Consider the following 17,652-nt stretch of genomic DNA (forward strand, 5'->3'; position numbering starts at 1 on the left):
ATTATACCTCATAAGGGTATATAGAGGTGAGAGACATGAATGAAAAAAAAGAGGCCAATCTTCAAATATCAGGAATGACATGTGCGGCATGTGCAAATAGAATTGAAAAAGGTCTAAAAAAAGTAGAAGGTGTTCATGAGGCAAATGTAAATTTTGCGCTTGAAAAAACAAAAATAATGTACGATCCAACTAAAACAAATCCGCAACAATTTAAAGAAAAAGTTGAATCATTAGGATATGGAATTGTAAGTGATAAAGCTGAATTTACTGTTTCAGGAATGACATGTGCAGCATGTGCAAATAGAGTTGAAAAGCGTTTAAATAAGTTAGATGGTGTGAACAAGGCGACAGTAAATTTTGCTTTAGAATCAGCCACAGTAGACTTTAACCCTGATGAAGTTAATGTAAATGAAATGAAGAGCGCGATTACGAAGCTAGGATATAAATTAGAAGTGAAACCAGATGATCAAGATGCATCAACTGATCATCGATTACAAGAAATTGAAAGACAAAAGAAGAAGTTTATTATTTCGTTTATTTTATCTTTCCCATTATTATGGGCAATGGTTAGTCATTTCTCATTTACGTCATTTATTTATTTACCAGATATGTTAATGAACCCTTGGGTGCAACTAGCACTTGCAACTCCTGTTCAATTTATCATTGGTGGACAGTTTTATGTTGGGGCTTATAAAGCGTTACGCAATAAAAGTGCTAATATGGATGTTCTCGTGGCACTTGGAACGTCGGCCGCGTATTTCTATAGTGTATATTTAAGTATTCAATCTATTGGTTCTTCGGAACATATGACAGATTTATATTTTGAAACGAGTGCGGTACTTATTACATTAATTATTTTAGGTAAATTATTTGAAGCGAAAGCAAAAGGGCGCTCATCAGAAGCAATTAAAAAATTGATGGGTTTACAAGCGAAGACAGCTACAGTTGTGCGAGATGGAACAGAAATAAAAATTTTGATTGAAGAAGTAGTAGCTGGTGATATCGTCTATGTAAAGCCTGGTGAAAAAATACCAGTAGATGGTGAGATTGTAGAAGGAAAATCAGCGATTGATGAATCGATGTTAACGGGTGAAAGTATTCCTGTTGATAAGTCAATTGGGGATGTAGTAATAGGTTCGACAATAAATAAAAATGGTTTTTTAAAAGTGAAAGCAACTAAAGTAGGCAGAGATACTGCATTAGCTCAAATCATTAAAGTAGTAGAAGAGGCACAAGGTTCAAAAGCTCCTATTCAAAGGGTAGCGGATCAAATTTCAGGTATTTTTGTACCGGTTGTAGTTGTGATTGCGATTATCACATTTGCAGTATGGATGATATTTGTTACACCTGGTGATTTTGGCGGAGCACTTGAGAAAATGATAGCAGTACTTGTTATCGCTTGTCCATGTGCATTAGGTCTTGCAACGCCTACATCTATTATGGCAGGATCAGGAAGATCGGCTGAGTATGGTATTTTATTTAAAGGTGGAGAGCATTTAGAAGCAACGCACCGATTAGATACAGTTATTCTAGATAAAACAGGTACTGTGACAAACGGAAAGCCTGTGTTAACAGATATAATTGTAGCAGATGGATTCCATGAAGAAGAAATACTACGTTTAGTAGGTGCGGCAGAAAAAAATTCTGAACACCCACTTGCAGAAGCGATTGTGGAAGGAATTAGAGAAAAGAAAATTGATCTTCCAAGTTCAGAAACGTTTGAAGCGATTCCTGGATTTGGTATCGAATCAGTCGTAGAAGGAAAACAATTATTAATTGGCACACGTCGATTAATGAAGAAATTCAATATTGATATTGAAGAAGTTTCAAAATCAATGGAAGAGCTAGAACGAGAAGGAAAAACAGCAATGCTTATTGCAATCGATAAAGAATATGCTGGTATAGTTGCCGTTGCAGATACTGTGAAAGATACTTCAAAAGCAGCTATCGCAAGACTGAAAAAAATGGGTCTAGACGTTGTGATGATTACAGGAGATAATACACAAACTGCTCAGGCGATTGCAAAGCAAGTTGGTATTGATCACGTAATTGCAGAAGTATTGCCAGAAGGAAAAGCAGAAGAAGTGAAAAAACTGCAAGCAAATGGTAAGAAAGTAGCGATGGTTGGAGATGGGATAAATGATGCTCCTGCTCTTGCTACAGCGAACATTGGTATGGCAATTGGAACGGGAACGGATGTAGCGATGGAAGCAGCGGATATAACGTTAATCCGCGGTGATTTAAATAGTATTGCTGATGCGATCTTTATGAGTAAAATGACGATAAGAAATATTAAACAAAATTTATTCTGGGCATTAGCTTATAACGCGTTAGGAATTCCAATTGCGGCATTAGGTTTCTTAGCCCCTTGGGTTGCTGGAGCAGCGATGGCATTTAGTTCTGTATCCGTTGTATTAAATGCATTACGATTACAAAGAGTTAAATTAAAATCTTAAAAAGCTACATTAAGTAATTGAATAGAATTAAAAAACAATACTTTGAATAAGTATTGTTTTTTTGTTCGTATAGAAATTAAAACGATATAATAAAGAAGAATTATGGAATCGTATATAGTAGAAAAGTTAAGAGGTAGTTTGGTAAGGAGACTTATATATGTTAAAAGATATTATAATTAGAACATTTCAGAAAGAAGATTTAAATCAAGTATTACAATTGTTCTATGAAACAGTTCATACGGTTAATGCAAAAGATTATAATGAGTTACAGCTACAAGCATGGGCACCAGATCGACTAGATAGAGAAAGCTGGTTAAAGTCTTTAGAAAAGAATATTAGTTATGTAGCGGATCATAACGGTGTGATAGTCGGATTTGGAGATTATAATGAGGATCATTACGTAGATCGTTTATTTACACATAAATATTATCAGGGGAAAAGGATAGCCTCATCCATATTACAGAAGTTAGAAAAAGAAGCAGTGAACCTAGGGCATAGGGAAATCTATACAGAAGCGAGTATTACAGCAAAACCTTTCTTTGAAAGTAAAGGTTTTATTTGCATAAAGGAACAAAAGAAACAGCATAATGGTCAGATTTTTATTAATTATGTTATGAAAAAAATATCCTTCTCATAAATGAGAAGGATATTTTTCATTATTTTACAGCTTCTTTTAGTTCTTTACCAGCTTTGAAAGCAGGTACTTTAGAAGCTGCGATTTGCATTTCTTCACCAGTTTGTGGGTTACGGCCTGTACGAGCAGCTCTTTCACGAACTTCGAATGTACCGAATCCGATAAGTTGTACTTTTTCACCAGCAGCTAAAGTGTTAGTGATTGATTCTACTACAGTTTGTACAACTACAGTAGCTTCTTTTTGAGAAATCTCAGCATTTTGTGCTACGTTTTTAATTAATTCTGTTTTGTTCATGTTTTTCACCTCATATGTAAATAATGCTATTTAAGTTGTTATTATAACGTATAAAACATTCGAGAACAAGTGTACGTACATATATTCGCAAAAAAAATGAAATTTGTAATATTTTTTAGGACATTTTATAGACATTCCATTTAAGCGGACAGAGATTTGTTCTTCATTTCAGTCTTCTCTTGATGAGAAGGTAGTTTCTTATTATAAGATATGAAGTAAGGTAGTGCTACAAATAACATACCTCCTACTAAATTTCCAAAGAAAACAAAAATAAAGTTTGGAAAATATTCAGCCCAAGTGAAATGACCGGCAAAAATTGCGGCTGGGATGACAAACATATTTGCTACAACGTGTTGAAATCCAATCGCAACAAAAGTCATAACTGGGAACCAAATACCGATAATCTTTCCGATAAATTCTTTACTTCCCATACTGAGCCAAACAGCTAAACAAACGAGCCAATTACATCCGATTGCAGAAATAAATGCTTGCAATGGTGTATCGTGTAGTTTCGCTTGAGCGATAGAAATAGTTTTCGCTAAAAAAGCTCCTTCAGTTAAGCCGACGATATGACCGAAAAAATAGGCTACGAATACAGCTCCTATGAAATTGCTAAATGTAACAATAACTAAATTTCGTATGAAATAAAATAAAGTAATTTTCTTTTGGAGCCAGGCCATAGAAACTGTCATCATGTTACCAGTTACTAGTTCACCGCCTGCAAGAATAACGAGAATGAGACCAACAGGGAATACAGCAGCGCCTAGAAAACTAGAAAATGATCCCCAATATTTTGGCATTGTCCCAATAACATGAATATCGAGTAAATACCCTAATGCGATAAAAGCGCCACCAAAAAAACCGAGAATTAGCATAGGGAGTAATGATAAATGAGCTTTTTTCCTTCCGGAATTCGCAGCAAGTTCCGTAATTTCTTCTGGTGTAAATACAGACATGAATAACCCCTCCGTAATAAAATGATGGAATGAATAGAAAAAATTCAAAAATCTATGTATTATAAAAACATGTTATGACTTCTGTATAAAATTGTCAAAGTGAATAGGGAGGGAATTACATATTAAGAACATTGTTCATGTTGTCACATTAATGTAACAATAAGGATTTAAAGTGTTTCTAGAGGTGAAAACATGCATACGAATCATGTAAAAAAAGAACGAAAAAAATCAATCATAAAGATATTTATTATTAGTTTTATAAGTATATTAATGATACCAGTAAGTTTGTATTATTATGCGACAGAAATAGAAAGAAAATTAGTAACAGTTACATGGAATGAAATAGAAGCTTCTACAATTCCTAAAGAGTTTAATAATAAAAAAATATTGCAGTTTTCAGATGTACATTTAGGACCAGAGTTTACACTGAAACAACTTGAACATTTAGTGGAGAAGATGAATGAATTACATCCAGATATAGTAGTTTTTACCGGAGATTTAATAGATAAATTTGGGTCTTATAGTGCGGAAAGAGAAGCAGCGAAGGCTATTTTGCAGAAAATTTACGCTCCCTTAGGGAAATATGCTGTGTTTGGGAATCATGATAGGGGCGGGGGCGGTAGTTTATTTTACAAAAAATATATGGAGGAAGCTGGTTTTTCTGTATTAGTAAATGAAGTGCAGAAAATTAAAGTGGAAAACGGCAAATATATTACAATATCAGGTTTGGATGATTTTCTATTAGGGAAGCCGCAAATAGATTCAACTTTAAAAAACTTGAAACAAGATGATTTCAACATGTTATTAGTACATGAGCCGGATGTTGTAACCAAAATAAATCGTTACCCAGTGGATCTTCAACTGTCAGGACATAGTCACGGAGGACAAGTCCAAATTCCTTTCGTAGGTCCATTAATTACTACCAAACTAGCTGAGAGCTATGTTGAAGGTATGTATGAAGTAGAGGGGAAGAGTAAGCTGTTATATTTATATGTAAATCGAGGTATTGGGACAACCCGAATGCCTGTTAGATTTTGGAGTGTACCAGAACTTTCAGTATTTGTATTGAAGCAAAATAGTAACTAATGTATTCAATTCCACATCATCATTCTCAATTTGATTTTGATGAACGAGATATGGTAATTTACGGTAAATAAAAACAACAATAGGTCCTATAACCTATTGTTGTTTTTTATTATTTTTGCAAGGGAAGAGTATCAAAATATGTTCTGTAATTATTAGAGAATTCAAAGTTGTTTTTTGCATCCCAATTAATAGACCAAGACATTAGGCCGCGGAATGCAGGATAGCCACTCTGGTTAGAAAGTTTATACTTTCCTCCGAACGGAACTCCTTTAATGATATAATTTAAAGCTTTTTTCATTTCAGTTGGCGAAATGTATCCACCACTTGGAGCGGCCGCTGGTGCTGCTGGAAGCCCAATCATAACTTGATCTGAGCGAAGAGCTGGGAAAATGTTATTTGGATTACCACCTACAGGAAAACCATGTAAGAGCATATCTGCCATAGCGACTTCGTAGTCTGCAGTACCTTGATTGTAGTTATTACCGTCCATTCCAACCCCGCTGCCAGCGTTGTAGTGTTGAACGTGAATGTATGTTAGTTTATCTTTCACTCCGTAAATAATTGGTAAATATGCACCCCAGATACTTCCGTATGCGCTATAACCGCCTTGAACATAAGCTGTTTCAGGAGCCATGCTTAATAGAAAATCTGGACCATAATGATCTGAGATTGTTCGAATAGCTGATATAAGATTTACGATTTGGGGAGTAGTTGGGTTTTTGAAATTAATGTCATTTCCGTTTAAGTAAATACCTGATTCAAGGTCAATATCTATTCCATCAAAACCGTATTTATCGATTAGAGATTGTATGGAATTAATAAAACGTTGCTTAGCGGCATTGTCAGGAAGTAAAACGACTCCATTTTGTCCTCCTATTGAAAGAACTACTTTCTTTCCTTTACTTTTTAAATAAGAAATATCTGATTTGAAGTCTGCATCTGTACCATACACAGGAGAAAATTCAACAGTGGAACGATCACCACCAGTTTCACCAAAAGATACATTGATTACATCCCATTTTGGTGAAACGTCTTTTAATTTAATAATGCCAGTACCGTTATCAAAGTTATGCCAGTATCCAACGAGTAATTTTGGACCTAAATTGTTTGCTGCTTGTGCTTGGAAAGGGGATAGCGGTAGAAGTATGAACATTACTAAAATACAACAAAAAAATTTGAACTTGTTTAACATATCAACACTCCTATACAAAAAGTTGTCTAGATGTATAATCTTGTTTATTTAATAATATCTGAAAATTCTCTCTTTTGTAAGAGGACTATAATTTTCTCAACAATTGTGTGTGGGAAAGTATTAAACCTAATGAAATAATTTTTGAAGGAGATTGAATTGCAATTGTTAAATTCAGAATATTTTGATATATTTTAACGTATAGAACAAAATCTTTCGCACAGTACTCTTACATAAATTTCAAAATTTAGTTTGGAAGGGGATGTACAAGAGTTGGATAAAAATCTAAAGAAAGATCTCAAAATACGCCACATTACAATGATCTCAATTGGCGGCGTAATAGGGGCTGGTTTGTTTGTTGGAAGTGGTGCCGTTGTACATTCGGCAGGACCTGGTTCTATCGTTTCATATGCATTAGCAGGACTTCTAGTCATTTTCGTCATGAGAATGCTAGGAGAAATGGCAGCTGTAAATCCGACAAGTGGTTCATTTGCAACGTATGCAAGAGAAGCAATTGGTCCATGGGCGGGTTATACAATAGGCTGGTTATACTGGTTTTTCTGGGTAATTGTTATTGCAATAGAAGCCACAGCAGGTGCTGGTATTATCCAATATTGGATTCCACAAATACCGCTATGGTTATTAAGTTTAATATTAACAATTTTATTAACGCTGACGAACGTTTTTTCGGTGAAATCATTTGGAGAGTTTGAATATTGGTTTTCTTTTATTAAAGTAATAAGTATTGTTTTGTTCCTTTGTCTAGGTCTTGCTGTTATTTTAGGATTTGTTCCAGGAACAGAAGCACCCGGCACTTCGAATTTAATTGGACAAGGTGGGTTTATGCCAAACGGTATAAGTTCGGTCTTGCTTGGAATTACTGTTGTTATATTTTCATTTATGGGATCAGAGATTGTAGCAGTAGCGGCTGGTGAATCTGCAGAACCTGTAAAAGCAGTAAAAACAGCAACAAACAGTGTGATTTGGCGTATTCTTGTATTTTTTATTGGGTCTATAGCGGTAGTTGTTACGCTACTGCCATGGAATTCAGCTAACATATTAAAAAGTCCATTTGTAGCTGTACTTGAACATATAGGAATACCAGCGGCAGCACAAATTATGAATTTTATCGTTTTAACAGCTGTACTTTCTTGCTTAAATTCAGGCTTATATACAAATTCAAGAATGCTTTTTTCAATGGCAGAAAGAGGAGATGCGCCAAAGTCATTTTTAAAATTGAACAGTAGTGGTGTTCCTGTTCGAGCGGTTTTATTTGGAACGGTCTTCGCTTATATTGGAGTTGTTTTTAGTTACATTTCTCCAGATAAAGTCTTTTTGTTTTTAGTGAATGCATCTGGCGGGATTGCGTTACTAGTTTATCTCGTTATTGCAGTTTCGCATTTAAAGATGCGTAAAAAAATGGGGAAAGTAGAACAAAAAAATTTGAAAGTGAAAATGTGGCTTTTTCCGTATGTAACGTATGTTACAATTGCTGCTATTATAGCAGTTTTAGTTGCGATGTTCGCAATTGATACTTTACGTTCACAAGCACTTTTAACAATGTTTGTTACAGTTCTTATCATACTTTCTTATTTTATTTTTAATAGAAATAAAAATAGCACAGTTTTGAATCCTAAAAGTAAGAATGAGGAATCTGTTCGATTCTAATTTTCTAATTTTCGAAGAGAGTTACACCCAGTCATTGCTATAAAAGAATCATATATAATCATAGAAACAAGTAATTACTATTGTCATAGTGGATATAAACTTTTTTCTTGACTTTTTATACGAAGGCGAGCAAAATGGTAAAAAAGGAAGGGGGGATGATGATGGAAGAGTACGTATTAGAGCTGTATAACCTGTTATATACGACAGAATGGCAAGATATTGTTTCGTTTCTAGGAATAGTATTTTGCATGAAAATTGTAATTGTATATATGGAAGAGCAAGGTATGTTCTATTCCTTCTCATCTCCGTTCGACGTGCAACGCGAGCCGTTGCTAAACTATGCCAATGTGAATTACGAACAATTTCCTTTTGTAGTTTTCTTTATGATTCGATTTATTACAGCAATTGTAAAGAAGAAGGAAAGTGATGATGAAGAGTGCCACGCAACTTGTAAGGTAGCTAACGTTTTTTAAGCTAAATACAAGGAGGAGATTTATATGTGGTTTCGATTTCTTATGATTGGTTTCTTTTCATTAACAGCAATTTCATTAATGGGATATCAAGTGTCTGAAATTTTTCAAGCATATAGCGATACATTTTTTAACAAAAATTAATCGCGTTGCTATTTGAATAATAAAGCGATAAAATCCTTCTTAAGAAGTTTTATTAAGAAGGATTTTTTTCTTTGTTTTGTCTTGCTGTGTCAAACTATTGTCACATTTACACTGTGAATAATATGTTAAAATAGTGAGGTTACGTATACATACTTGAAGGAAGAGGGAGTGACCATTTTGGTGGATCAATCAACAAATCAGAAAAGCTATGCTCCTATTGTGATAACGCTTTCTGTAATTGTAAATGCGATTATTTTATTTTTGTTCTTTGGACCTGTTGGCTATGAAGGAGAAGTACATTTTGATGTAACGATTTTACCAATGTTAAACGCGATTTTTAATAGCTTTACGTTCGTATTTTTATTAGCAGCGTTATTCTCTATTATTAAAAAGAATGTGAAAATGCATCGTGGTTTCATCCTTGCAGCATTTACGACAACTTTACTATTTTGTGTGTCGTATTTATCGTATCATTACTTAGCACCGGCAACACATTTTGGCGGAGAAGGATTCATTAAATATGTGTATTTCATCATTTTAATTACACATATTATCCTAGCAGCAATTATCGTACCACTTGCATTGTTTGCACTTGTATTTGGTTTTACAAATCAATTAACACGTCACCGTAAAATTGTACGTTGGACAATGCCAATTTGGTTATATGTAAGTTTATCTGGTGTTATTGTGTACTTAATGATCTCACCTTATTATCAATAAAAAAATCTCAGCCTGTAGGCTGGGATTTTTTTATTAAGCAAATCTTTTTGTGAAATGAAAAAAATATGGTATACAAAAGTATAGTTGCTTTTCATATAGAAGGGATGGTAAAGAAATATGCAAAATTTTGTATTTCGTAATCCAACGAAACTTATTTTCGGTAAAGATCAATTAGAACAGTTAAAAACTGAAATTCCACAGTTTGGTAAGAAGGTTCTTCTCGTATATGGAGGAGGCAGTATTAAAAGAAACGGTATTTATGATAATGTGATTTCTATTTTAAAGGATATTAATGCAGAAGTATTTGAATTGACGGGTGTTGAACCGAATCCTCGTGTATCAACTGTAAAGAAAGGGATTCAAATTTGTAAAGATAATGGAGTCGAATTTATTTTAGCAGTTGGTGGAGGAAGTGTAATCGACTGTACGAAAGCGATTGCTGCTGGTAGCAAATATGATGGAGATGTATGGGATATTGTAACGAAAAAAGCATTTGCTAGTGAGGCATTACCATTTGGTACTGTACTTACTCTTGCTGCGACAGGTTCTGAAATGAATGCAGGCTCGGTAATTACAAATTGGGAAACGAATGAAAAGTATGGATGGGGAAGCCCAGTTACATTCCCGCAGTTTTCAATTTTAGATCCAGTTCATACTGCATCTGTGCCGAGAGATCAAACGATTTATGGTATGGTAGATATTATGTCACATGTATTAGAACAATATTTCCATCATGGAACGAATACAGAACTACAAGATCGTTATTGTGAATCTGTTTTAAAAACAGTAATTGAGACAGCTCCCAAGCTTTTAAGTGATTTAGAAAATTATGAGCATAGAGAAACTATTTTATATTGTGGTACTATGGCGTTAAACGGCATTTTAGCGATGGGAGTAAAAGGAGATTGGGCGACTCATAATATTGAGCATGCAGTTTCTGCGGTTCATGATATACCGCATGGAGGCGGCTTAGCAATTCTATTCCCTAACTGGATGAAACATGTTGTAGAGGAAAATGTAAGTCGTTTTAAACAGTTCGCTATTCGTGTATTTGAAATAGAAACAGATGGAAAAACAGATAAAGAAGTGGCGTTAGAAGGAATTGAGGCACTGCGTCAATTTTGGACTTCAATTGAAGCGCCAGCAACATTAGCTGATTACGGTATTGGAGAAAATGAAATTGATATAATGGCTAATAAAGCGATGGCGTATGGTGAATTTGGTAACTTTAAAAAATTAAATAAAGATGATGTTCTAAGTATATATAAAGCTTCTTTATAAGTGAATTTAGAAAAGAAACCTATTTGATTGTTTGATCGAATAGGTTTCTTTTTTTGCTGTTTATAAACGTTTATGAATGTTTGTGATTATTTTTGATTGTTTATGGTTGATTTTTGTGACCGTTTTCATTATACTGTAATCAAAGAAGAGGTGAATAAAATGTTAACTCCTGAACGTCATCAAATGATATTGCAACTTGTAAAAGAACAGAAAGTTGTAAAATTACAGCAATTAGTTGAAAGAACAGAAAGCTCTGAGTCGACAATTCGCCGTGATTTAGCACAATTGGAAAAGCAAAGGTTATTAAAAAGAGTTCATGGTGGTGCCGCTGTTTTAACAGGAAAAGGGCAAGAACCAACGATGGTTGAAAAATCATCCAAAAACATTCAAATAAAACAACAAATTGCTAATTATGCGGCTAGCGTTGTTGAACAAGGTGATTGTATTTATTTAGATGCAGGGAGTACAACATTTGAAATGATTCCATTTTTAATCAATAAAGATGTTACTGTCGTTACGAATGGACTTATGCATATTGAAGCTTTAGTTGAAAATAATATTCGTGCGTATTTACTAGGCGGAATGATGAAGAGTAGGACGAAAGCTTTAATCGGTGCTATGGCACAGGAAAGTATGCAGAAGTATCGCTTTGATAAATGTTTTTTAGGTGCAAATGGTGTACATGAACAGCTTGGCTTTACAACGCCAGATCCAGAAGAAGCGCTCCTAAAACAAATGGCACTAACATTAGCAAACGAAGGATATTTCTTAATTGATGAAAGTAAGTTTTCAGAAGTTGCGTTTGCGAAAATTGCAAATGTTGAAGATGCAAATATTATTACAAACCATTTAGAAATTGATTTAGAAAAATATAAAAAACAAACCAATGTAATTGAGGCTGATAAACAATGATCTATACAGTTACTTTAAACCCATCTATTGATTATGTAGTGCAAGTTCCTTCTTTTGATTTAGGAACAATAAATCGAGCGGAGAAAGATATGAAGTTTCCTGGAGGAAAAGGAATTAATGTTTCTCGTGTTCTTCAGCGTTTAGGTGTTAAAAATATAGCACTTGGATTTACTGGTGGATTTACTGGTCAATTTATTAAAGAGGTATTACATGACGAAGGTGTAACAACAAACTTCGTCCAAGTAGATGAAGATACTCGCATTAATGTGAAAATAAAAGGGAAAGAAGAAACAGAATTAAATGGCCAAGGTCCTATTGTAACAAAAGAGCAGTTCGAACAGTTAATGAAAAAAATTGAGAGTATGCAACCTGGAGATTGTGTTGTACTCGCTGGGAGTGTACCGATCTCTATTCCAAGTACTTTTTACGAATCAATTGCTGCGTTTGGAGCTGAAAAAGGTATTCGTGTAGTAGTAGATGCAAGTGGAAGTGCACTGCAACATGTAATTAAAAATAAGCCATTTTTAATTAAGCCAAACCATCATGAACTTGGTGAGTTGTTTGGAGTGGAGCTTTCAACAGTAGAGGACGTTTTACCTTATGGAAGAAAATTAATTGAACAAGGTGTAAAACACGTTATCGTATCGATGGCTGGAGAGGGAGCTTTATTATTTACGGCAGAAGGTATATATGAAGCGACTGTTCCAAAAGGTGTTGTAATTAATTCAGTTGGGGCCGGAGATTCTCTTGTTGCAGGGTTTGTAGGCAAATATGAACAGACAAAAGATATTGAAAAGGCATTTCAATACGGCGTTGCAACAGGGAGTGCAACAGCATTTTCAGCTGATTTATGTAAGAAGGAAAAAGTAGAAGAATTATTGTCGCAAGTAATTGTAGCTAAGCGATAGGGGGAAGCAACATATGAAAATTACAGAACTATTAAAAAGGGATACAGTCATTATGGATTTGACAGCTTCAAATAAAGAAGCTGTCATAGATGAATTAGTTGAGAAATTACACGGGGCAAATCGTTTAAATAGTAAAACGGAATTTAAAGAAGCTATTTTAAAGCGGGAGTCCCAAAGTACGACTGGAATAGGGGAAGGTATTGCAATACCTCATGCGAAGACAAAGGCTGTTAAACAACCATCGATTTGTTTTGGTAGAAGTGTAAGCGGTATCAATTATGAGTCGCTTGATGGACAACCGGCACACTTATTCTTTATGATTGCTGCAAGTGAAGGAGCGAATAATACTCATTTAGAAACGTTGTCTCGTTTATCGACATTATTAATGGATGAAGGGTTTCGCAAGCAACTATTAGAAGCGAAGGATGAAAGTGAGCTTCTTCAACTATTTGATGAAAAAGAGAATGAAAAAGAAGAAGAGATTGAATTCGCAAAACCAGAAGGAAATGAACCGTACGTACTTGCTGTTACAGCTTGCCCAACTGGAATCGCTCACACATATATGGCGGCGGATAGCTTAAAAGCAAAAGCGACAGAGTTAGGAATAGCGATTAAAGTTGAAACGAACGGATCAACAGGTATTAAAAACGGTTTAACGAAAGAGGATATTGAACGTGCAACAGCTATTATTGTTGCGGCAGATAAACAAGTAGAAATGAATCGTTTTGCTGGTAAACATGTCATTCAAGTGCCAGTTGCTGATGGGATTAGAAAAACGGAAAATCTGCTTAAACGAGCTGTCAAACAAGATGCACCAATCTTTAAAGGTGTAAAAGAGGATGGGAAAACAGAAAGTATTGAGAGAGAAAAAGGATTAGGAATTTATAAGCATTTAATGAGCGGTGTAAGTAATATGCTTCCATTCGTTGTTGGTGGCGGGATTTTAATAGCGCTAGCATTTTCGTTTGGTGGTATAAAGGCGGAAGGTCCTTTAGCTGAATTGTTCATGTCAATTGGTGGAGGAAAAACAGGTGCATTTTTATTCCTTGTACCAATTTTAGCTGGATTTATTGCAAGCTCTATTGCTGATCGTCCTGGTTTTATGCCTGGTGTTGTAGGTGGATTTTTAGCGGCGAATGCGAATGCTGGATTTTTAGGTGGATTAATTGCTGGTTTCTTAGCTGGATATGTTGTTTTAGGGTTAAAAAGATTATTTTCAGGACTACCAGTACAATTAGAAGGAATTAAACCTGTTTTGTTATATCCAGTCTTTGGATTATTGATTACAGGAGTTGTAATGCAAAAAGTAGTAATTCCGCCTGTAGTAGCATTAAATGAAATGTTGACAGGGTGGTTAAATGGTTTAAATGGTACGAATGCTATATTACTAGGTCTTATTTTAGGTGGTATGATGGCAATTGATATGGGTGGTCCAATTAATAAAGCGGCATTTACGTTTGGTATTGCTGCAATAGAAGCACAGAATTTTGGAGTGCACTCAGCAGTTATGGCTGGTGGTATGGTACCGCCACTTGCGATTGCATTCGCAACTACATTCTTTAAATCAAAGTTTACAGAAGCGGAACGTAAATCTGGTTTAACAAATTATATTATGGGGGCATCGTTCATTACAGAAGGTGCGATTCCGTTTGCAGCTGCAGATCCGGTTCGAGTAATCGTAAGTTGTGTTGTTGGTTCTAGTATTGCAGGTGCGTTATCTATGTTATTCCAAATTACATTACCGGCACCGCATGGTGGATTATTTGTAATAGCGTTAGTAAATAAACCGTTACTATATATTTTCTCTATATTAATTGGAACAATTGTCTCGGCTATTATGCTAGGTGTTTGGAAAAAGAAAGTTCAATAACAAATAAAAAGAGAGTAGCTTTTAGTAGCTGCTCTCTTTTTATTACAAAAAAATAAGTTAACAATGGAATATTGATGTTTTTTGGTAAAAGATGTAACGAATTGTGAATTTTTTGTAACAAAAAAGTAACACTGTAATTTTTTCTGGAAAAAAGTTCTTGTGCTCGTATATGAAAAATATATGAAAACCACTGGAGATTGTATGAGAAATACATTTTATTAATATGGAAATTTATGTTACAACTCGTTAATTGTATATTACGAATGCTTTGTAATTGTGTGATTTCTAAAAATTCTAAAAATCTGTTGCTATAATGAAAATACGAAAACAAAGCAAATGGAGGCTATTCATGAAAAAATTATTAAGTATAGCAACAGCAGCAGTTTTTGGTCTTGGGATTTTTGCGGGTTCTGCTAAAGCGGAAACAATTGTAACAACAGACGTATTAAATGTTAGAGAAAACCCAAATGTAGAGTCAAAGCTTGTAGGTAAAGTGTTAAGTGGGAATACACTAGATGTTATAAATACAGAGAATGGATGGACAAAAATTAAGTTAAACGGTAAGGAAGCGTTTGTAAGTGCTGATTTTACAAAGAGCACATATTATGTAACGGCGGGCGTATTAAATGTTCGTGCTGGAGCGAATACTGATTCTGAAATTTTAGGTAAACTTAATAAAAATGATGTGATTGAAACGACGAATCAAGTTCAAAATGAATGGTTACAATTCGACTACAATGGAAAAGTCGGATATGTTCACGTGCCATTTTTAACAGGAACGGCACCTGTAATTGAAAAGAAAGAGGTTGTAGCTCAAGAAGAAGCGCCGGTTAAAAATAATACAGCAGTTAAGAATAAAGAGTCTGTTAAGAGTAACGATTCTATTAAGAATGTAGAATCAAGTAAACCTGTGGTAAAAGAAAAGCCGGCTGCAAAACCAGTTGCGAAATCTACTGAAACAAGTGCGCCTACTGGTGGTCGTGAAATTACAGTAGAAGCGACGGCATATACAGCAGATCCGAGTGAGAATGGTTCGTATGGTGGTCGTGTATTAACTGCAATGGGGCATGATTTAACAGCAAATCCAAATATGAAAGTAATTGCTGTTGATCCGAAAGTAATTCCGCTTGGATCAAAAGTGTGGGTAGAAGGATATGGAGAAGCGATTGCTGGAGACACTGGTGGTGCGATTAAAGGAAATCGTATTGATGTATTAGTCGGTTCAGATGGTAGTGCTAATAACTGGGGGCGCAAATCTGTAAAAGTGAAAGTTATACAATAGGTTATCGATATTAATATAAAAAGCGGTTGCTTGAAATTATGTAAGCAGCCGCTTTTTATGGATTATTGAAAGGGATAAATAGTTTTACCTGTAATAATTTTATATGCACTGCAAAATTGTGTTTGTATATATTCTGTATTTTTATTTTCTGGATGTGATGTTGTTTCATGGAGAGTAGAATGAAAAGCCCGTAGTAAACAATTTAGGGCGAAGTATAATTCCTCTTGTGAACAATTTTGTTCTTTTGTAGAAGTAGCTAAAATGAGGTCTTTTGTCAAAGATGAAAAATTGATGGTGGATTGTTTCATAGTTAACTCATCCTCTCGAAACTATTTTTATCATGTATATGCAGAATTGGACAAACTATGTTCTTTTTTTATATGTAATTTCATGTACCGAAATGAAAGAACTTGCAATCATGCCGTTAAAATTGGTAAGATTGGGTATAATCAATAGATGGAGTATATTACATAAAGAGAGTTGAATGCTATGGGAGAAGTGCAACGTGAAAAAGTTGCTGTCATCATTGGACCAACAGCTGTTGGAAAGACGAAGTTAAGTATCGATCTTGCCAAAGCGTTGAACGGTGAAATTATTAGTGGTGATTCCATGCAAATCTATCGAACGATGGATATTGGAACTGCAAAGGTAACACAAGCAGAGATGGACGGAATTCCACATTATATGGTCGATATAAAAAATCCGGAAGATTCATTTTCTGTCGCGGAATTTCAAGAACGTGTTCGCAAACATATTCGAGAAATTACAGAACGTGGTAAATTACCAATTATAGTTGGTGGGACCGGTCTTTATATACAATCTGTTTTATTCGATTATCAGTTTACAGATGATGCTGGTGATGTGATATACCGAGAGCAAATGGAAAAGTTAGCTTTAGAACGCGGTGTGGAATATGTACATAAAAAATTGCAAGAAGTAGATCCGGAAAGTGCGGAGCGTATTCATGCAAATAATGTACGACGTGTCATTCGGGCGTTAGAAATTTTCCACACGACGGGTGAAAAAATGAGTGACCAAATTGAGAAACAAGAAAAAGAGTTACTCTATGATGTTTCATTAATTGGCTTGACAATGGATCGAGAAATGCTATACGATCGCATTAACTTACGAGTGGATTTGATGATGGAACAAGGCCTATTAGAGGAAGTAGAAGGTCTGTATAATAGAGGGATACGAGATTGTCAATCTATTCAAGCGATTGGATATAAAGAAATCTATGATTATTTTGAGAATCGAGCCCCTTTAGAAGATGCGGTATCACAATTAAAGACGAATTCGCGTCGTTATGCAAAGCGTCAATTAACGTGGTTCCGTAATAAAATGGATGTCACGTGGTTTGATGTTACAGACGGTGAAAAAACGTCAGAAATTTTACGATACATAGAAGGAAAGTTACAAGTAAAGTCGAATAATAGTAAGTAGAGAAAAAGAGGAGGATTCGACATGAAGCAATCAATCAATATTCAAGATCAGTTTTTAAATCAACTCCGTAAAGAAAATACGTTTGTTACGCTGTACTTATTAAATGGTTTCCAGCTTCGTGGACTAATTAAAGGATTTGATAATTTTACAGTCCTACTGGAAACAGAAGGTAAGCAACAGCTTATTTATAAACATGCAATTTCTACATTTGTACCACAAAAAAATGTTTCAATTGAATTAGAATAGTAATGAATTATTGTACATAACAAAAAAAGAGCGAGTTTGAACTGCACCCCAATTGTTAGACACAGTCTAACAATTGGGGGTGCAGTTTTTCT

General features: G+C 34.8%; 17 protein-coding genes. 13 read left to right on the forward strand and 4 right to left on the reverse strand.

Going from position 1 to position 17,652, the window contains the following annotated elements; all coding sequences use genetic code 11:
* Nucleotides 1-35 precede the first annotated feature (35 nt).
* Both CQ064_RS25435 and CQ064_RS25440 read left to right on the forward strand, forming a co-directional pair.
* Complete coding sequence (locus CQ064_RS25435; protein ID WP_001003177.1) at nucleotides 36-2,456, forward strand: heavy metal translocating P-type ATPase; 2,421 nt, start codon at nucleotides 36-38, stop codon at nucleotides 2,454-2,456.
* Nucleotides 2,457-2,613: 157 nt separating this feature from the next.
* Nucleotides 2,614-3,093, forward strand: coding sequence for a GNAT family N-acetyltransferase (locus tag CQ064_RS25440; protein ID WP_000910164.1), 480 nt, complete (start codon nucleotides 2,614-2,616; stop codon nucleotides 3,091-3,093).
* 19 nt (nucleotides 3,094-3,112) lie between these two features.
* On the opposite strand, the gene CQ064_RS25445 is transcribed toward CQ064_RS25440, so the two are convergent.
* Nucleotides 3,113-3,385 carry an HU family DNA-binding protein gene (locus CQ064_RS25445; RefSeq protein ID WP_001043904.1) on the reverse strand — a complete coding sequence of 91 codons (273 nt, stop codon included), beginning with the start codon at nucleotides 3,383-3,385 and terminating at the stop codon, nucleotides 3,113-3,115.
* A 140-nt stretch (nucleotides 3,386-3,525) separates the two neighbouring features.
* Nucleotides 3,526-4,341 carry a formate/nitrite transporter family protein gene (locus CQ064_RS25450; protein ID WP_000110541.1) on the reverse strand — a complete coding sequence of 272 codons (816 nt, stop codon included), beginning with the start codon at nucleotides 4,339-4,341 and terminating at the stop codon, nucleotides 3,526-3,528.
* Nucleotides 4,342-4,533: 192 nt separating this feature from the next.
* Here CQ064_RS25450 and CQ064_RS25455 point away from each other — a divergent pair, with 192 nt between their 5' ends.
* Nucleotides 4,534-5,427 carry a metallophosphoesterase gene (locus CQ064_RS25455; protein WP_000557324.1) on the forward strand — a complete coding sequence of 298 codons (894 nt, stop codon included), beginning with the start codon at nucleotides 4,534-4,536 and terminating at the stop codon, nucleotides 5,425-5,427.
* Between the two features lie 109 nt (nucleotides 5,428-5,536).
* Here CQ064_RS25455 and CQ064_RS25460 read toward each other — a convergent pair whose 3' ends face one another.
* Nucleotides 5,537-6,619 (reverse strand): chitinase, encoded by a 1,083-nt coding sequence (locus CQ064_RS25460; RefSeq protein WP_000932433.1) that lies wholly within the window; start codon nucleotides 6,617-6,619, stop codon nucleotides 5,537-5,539.
* A gap of 270 nt (nucleotides 6,620-6,889) precedes the next feature.
* Here CQ064_RS25460 and gabP point away from each other — a divergent pair, with 270 nt between their 5' ends.
* The 8 genes from gabP (at nucleotide 6,890) to entD (ending at nucleotide 15,871) form a co-directional block, all read left to right on the forward strand.
* Nucleotides 6,890-8,284: a GABA permease gene (gene gabP / locus CQ064_RS25470; protein WP_000360114.1), complete on the forward strand. Its 1,395-nt coding sequence runs from the start codon at nucleotides 6,890-6,892 to the stop codon at nucleotides 8,282-8,284.
* A 134-nt stretch (nucleotides 8,285-8,418) separates the two neighbouring features.
* Nucleotides 8,419-8,757, forward strand: a complete 339-nt coding sequence (locus CQ064_RS25475) for a hypothetical protein (RefSeq protein ID WP_003271231.1) — start codon at nucleotides 8,419-8,421, stop codon at nucleotides 8,755-8,757.
* A 318-nt stretch (nucleotides 8,758-9,075) separates the two neighbouring features.
* On the forward strand, nucleotides 9,076-9,618 hold the full coding sequence (locus CQ064_RS25485) for a DUF420 domain-containing protein (protein WP_000228315.1): 543 nt from the start codon (nucleotides 9,076-9,078) through the stop codon (nucleotides 9,616-9,618).
* Nucleotides 9,619-9,735: 117 nt separating this feature from the next.
* Nucleotides 9,736-10,899 carry an iron-containing alcohol dehydrogenase gene (locus CQ064_RS25490; RefSeq protein ID WP_001179067.1) on the forward strand — a complete coding sequence of 388 codons (1,164 nt, stop codon included), beginning with the start codon at nucleotides 9,736-9,738 and terminating at the stop codon, nucleotides 10,897-10,899.
* Between the two features lie 159 nt (nucleotides 10,900-11,058).
* Nucleotides 11,059-11,811 carry a DeoR/GlpR family DNA-binding transcription regulator gene (locus CQ064_RS25495; RefSeq protein WP_000957288.1) on the forward strand — a complete coding sequence of 251 codons (753 nt, stop codon included), beginning with the start codon at nucleotides 11,059-11,061 and terminating at the stop codon, nucleotides 11,809-11,811.
* Complete coding sequence (gene pfkB, locus CQ064_RS25500; protein ID WP_000640854.1) at nucleotides 11,808-12,719, forward strand: 1-phosphofructokinase; 912 nt, start codon at nucleotides 11,808-11,810, stop codon at nucleotides 12,717-12,719. The genes CQ064_RS25495 and pfkB overlap by 4 nt, the downstream gene beginning before the upstream one ends.
* A gap of 13 nt (nucleotides 12,720-12,732) precedes the next feature.
* A complete protein-coding gene (locus tag CQ064_RS25505; RefSeq protein ID WP_000704592.1) occupies nucleotides 12,733-14,589 on the forward strand; it encodes a PTS fructose transporter subunit IIABC in 1,857 nt (618 codons plus the stop codon).
* 349 nt (nucleotides 14,590-14,938) lie between these two features.
* Nucleotides 14,939-15,871, forward strand: coding sequence for a cell wall-binding protein EntD (gene entD / locus CQ064_RS25515; protein ID WP_000735452.1), 933 nt, complete (start codon nucleotides 14,939-14,941; stop codon nucleotides 15,869-15,871).
* Between the two features lie 62 nt (nucleotides 15,872-15,933).
* Here the strand turns inward: entD and CQ064_RS25520 are convergent, their stop codons facing one another.
* On the reverse strand, nucleotides 15,934-16,179 hold the full coding sequence (locus CQ064_RS25520; protein WP_000814431.1) for a hypothetical protein: 246 nt from the start codon (nucleotides 16,177-16,179) through the stop codon (nucleotides 15,934-15,936).
* Between the two features lie 181 nt (nucleotides 16,180-16,360).
* On the opposite strand from CQ064_RS25520, the gene miaA reads away from it, so the two are divergent.
* Together miaA and hfq are read left to right on the forward strand one after the other, a co-directional pair.
* Nucleotides 16,361-17,314 carry a tRNA (adenosine(37)-N6)-dimethylallyltransferase MiaA gene (gene miaA / locus CQ064_RS25525; RefSeq protein ID WP_000504953.1) on the forward strand — a complete coding sequence of 318 codons (954 nt, stop codon included), beginning with the start codon at nucleotides 16,361-16,363 and terminating at the stop codon, nucleotides 17,312-17,314.
* A 21-nt stretch (nucleotides 17,315-17,335) separates the two neighbouring features.
* Complete coding sequence (gene hfq / locus CQ064_RS25530; RefSeq protein ID WP_000813896.1) at nucleotides 17,336-17,560, forward strand: RNA chaperone Hfq; 225 nt, start codon at nucleotides 17,336-17,338, stop codon at nucleotides 17,558-17,560.
* Nucleotides 17,561-17,652 lie beyond the last annotated feature (92 nt).

The organism is Bacillus sp. MYb78 (genome assembly GCF_002975115.1).
GTDB classification, from domain to species: domain Bacteria; phylum Bacillota; class Bacilli; order Bacillales; family Bacillaceae_G; genus Bacillus_A; species Bacillus_A cereus.

Excerpts from the sequence above, each read along its gene's own strand:
- CQ064_RS25435 (WP_001003177.1), top strand. The coding sequence starts at position 36 with ATGAATGAAAAAAAAGAGGCCAATCTTCAAATATCAGGAATGACATGT.
- CQ064_RS25495 (WP_000957288.1), top strand. The coding sequence starts at position 11,059 with ATGTTAACTCCTGAACGTCATCAAATGATATTGCAACTTGTAAAAGAA.
- CQ064_RS25490 (WP_001179067.1), top strand. The coding sequence starts at position 9,736 with ATGCAAAATTTTGTATTTCGTAATCCAACGAAACTTATTTTCGGTAAA.
- CQ064_RS25520 (WP_000814431.1), bottom strand. The coding sequence starts at position 16,179 with ATGAAACAATCCACCATCAATTTTTCATCTTTGACAAAAGACCTCATT.
- CQ064_RS25475 (WP_003271231.1), top strand. The coding sequence starts at position 8,419 with ATGGTAAAAAAGGAAGGGGGGATGATGATGGAAGAGTACGTATTAGAG.
- hfq (WP_000813896.1), top strand. The coding sequence starts at position 17,336 with ATGAAGCAATCAATCAATATTCAAGATCAGTTTTTAAATCAACTCCGT.
- CQ064_RS25445 (WP_001043904.1), bottom strand. The coding sequence starts at position 3,385 with ATGAACAAAACAGAATTAATTAAAAACGTAGCACAAAATGCTGAGATT.
- pfkB (WP_000640854.1), top strand. The coding sequence starts at position 11,808 with ATGATCTATACAGTTACTTTAAACCCATCTATTGATTATGTAGTGCAA.
- CQ064_RS25505 (WP_000704592.1), top strand. The coding sequence starts at position 12,733 with ATGAAAATTACAGAACTATTAAAAAGGGATACAGTCATTATGGATTTG.
- CQ064_RS25455 (WP_000557324.1), top strand. The coding sequence starts at position 4,534 with ATGCATACGAATCATGTAAAAAAAGAACGAAAAAAATCAATCATAAAG.
- CQ064_RS25440 (WP_000910164.1), top strand. The coding sequence starts at position 2,614 with ATGTTAAAAGATATTATAATTAGAACATTTCAGAAAGAAGATTTAAAT.
- CQ064_RS25450 (WP_000110541.1), bottom strand. The coding sequence starts at position 4,341 with ATGTCTGTATTTACACCAGAAGAAATTACGGAACTTGCTGCGAATTCC.
- miaA (WP_000504953.1), top strand. The coding sequence starts at position 16,361 with ATGGGAGAAGTGCAACGTGAAAAAGTTGCTGTCATCATTGGACCAACA.
- CQ064_RS25460 (WP_000932433.1), bottom strand. The coding sequence starts at position 6,619 with ATGTTAAACAAGTTCAAATTTTTTTGTTGTATTTTAGTAATGTTCATA.
- entD (WP_000735452.1), top strand. The coding sequence starts at position 14,939 with ATGAAAAAATTATTAAGTATAGCAACAGCAGCAGTTTTTGGTCTTGGG.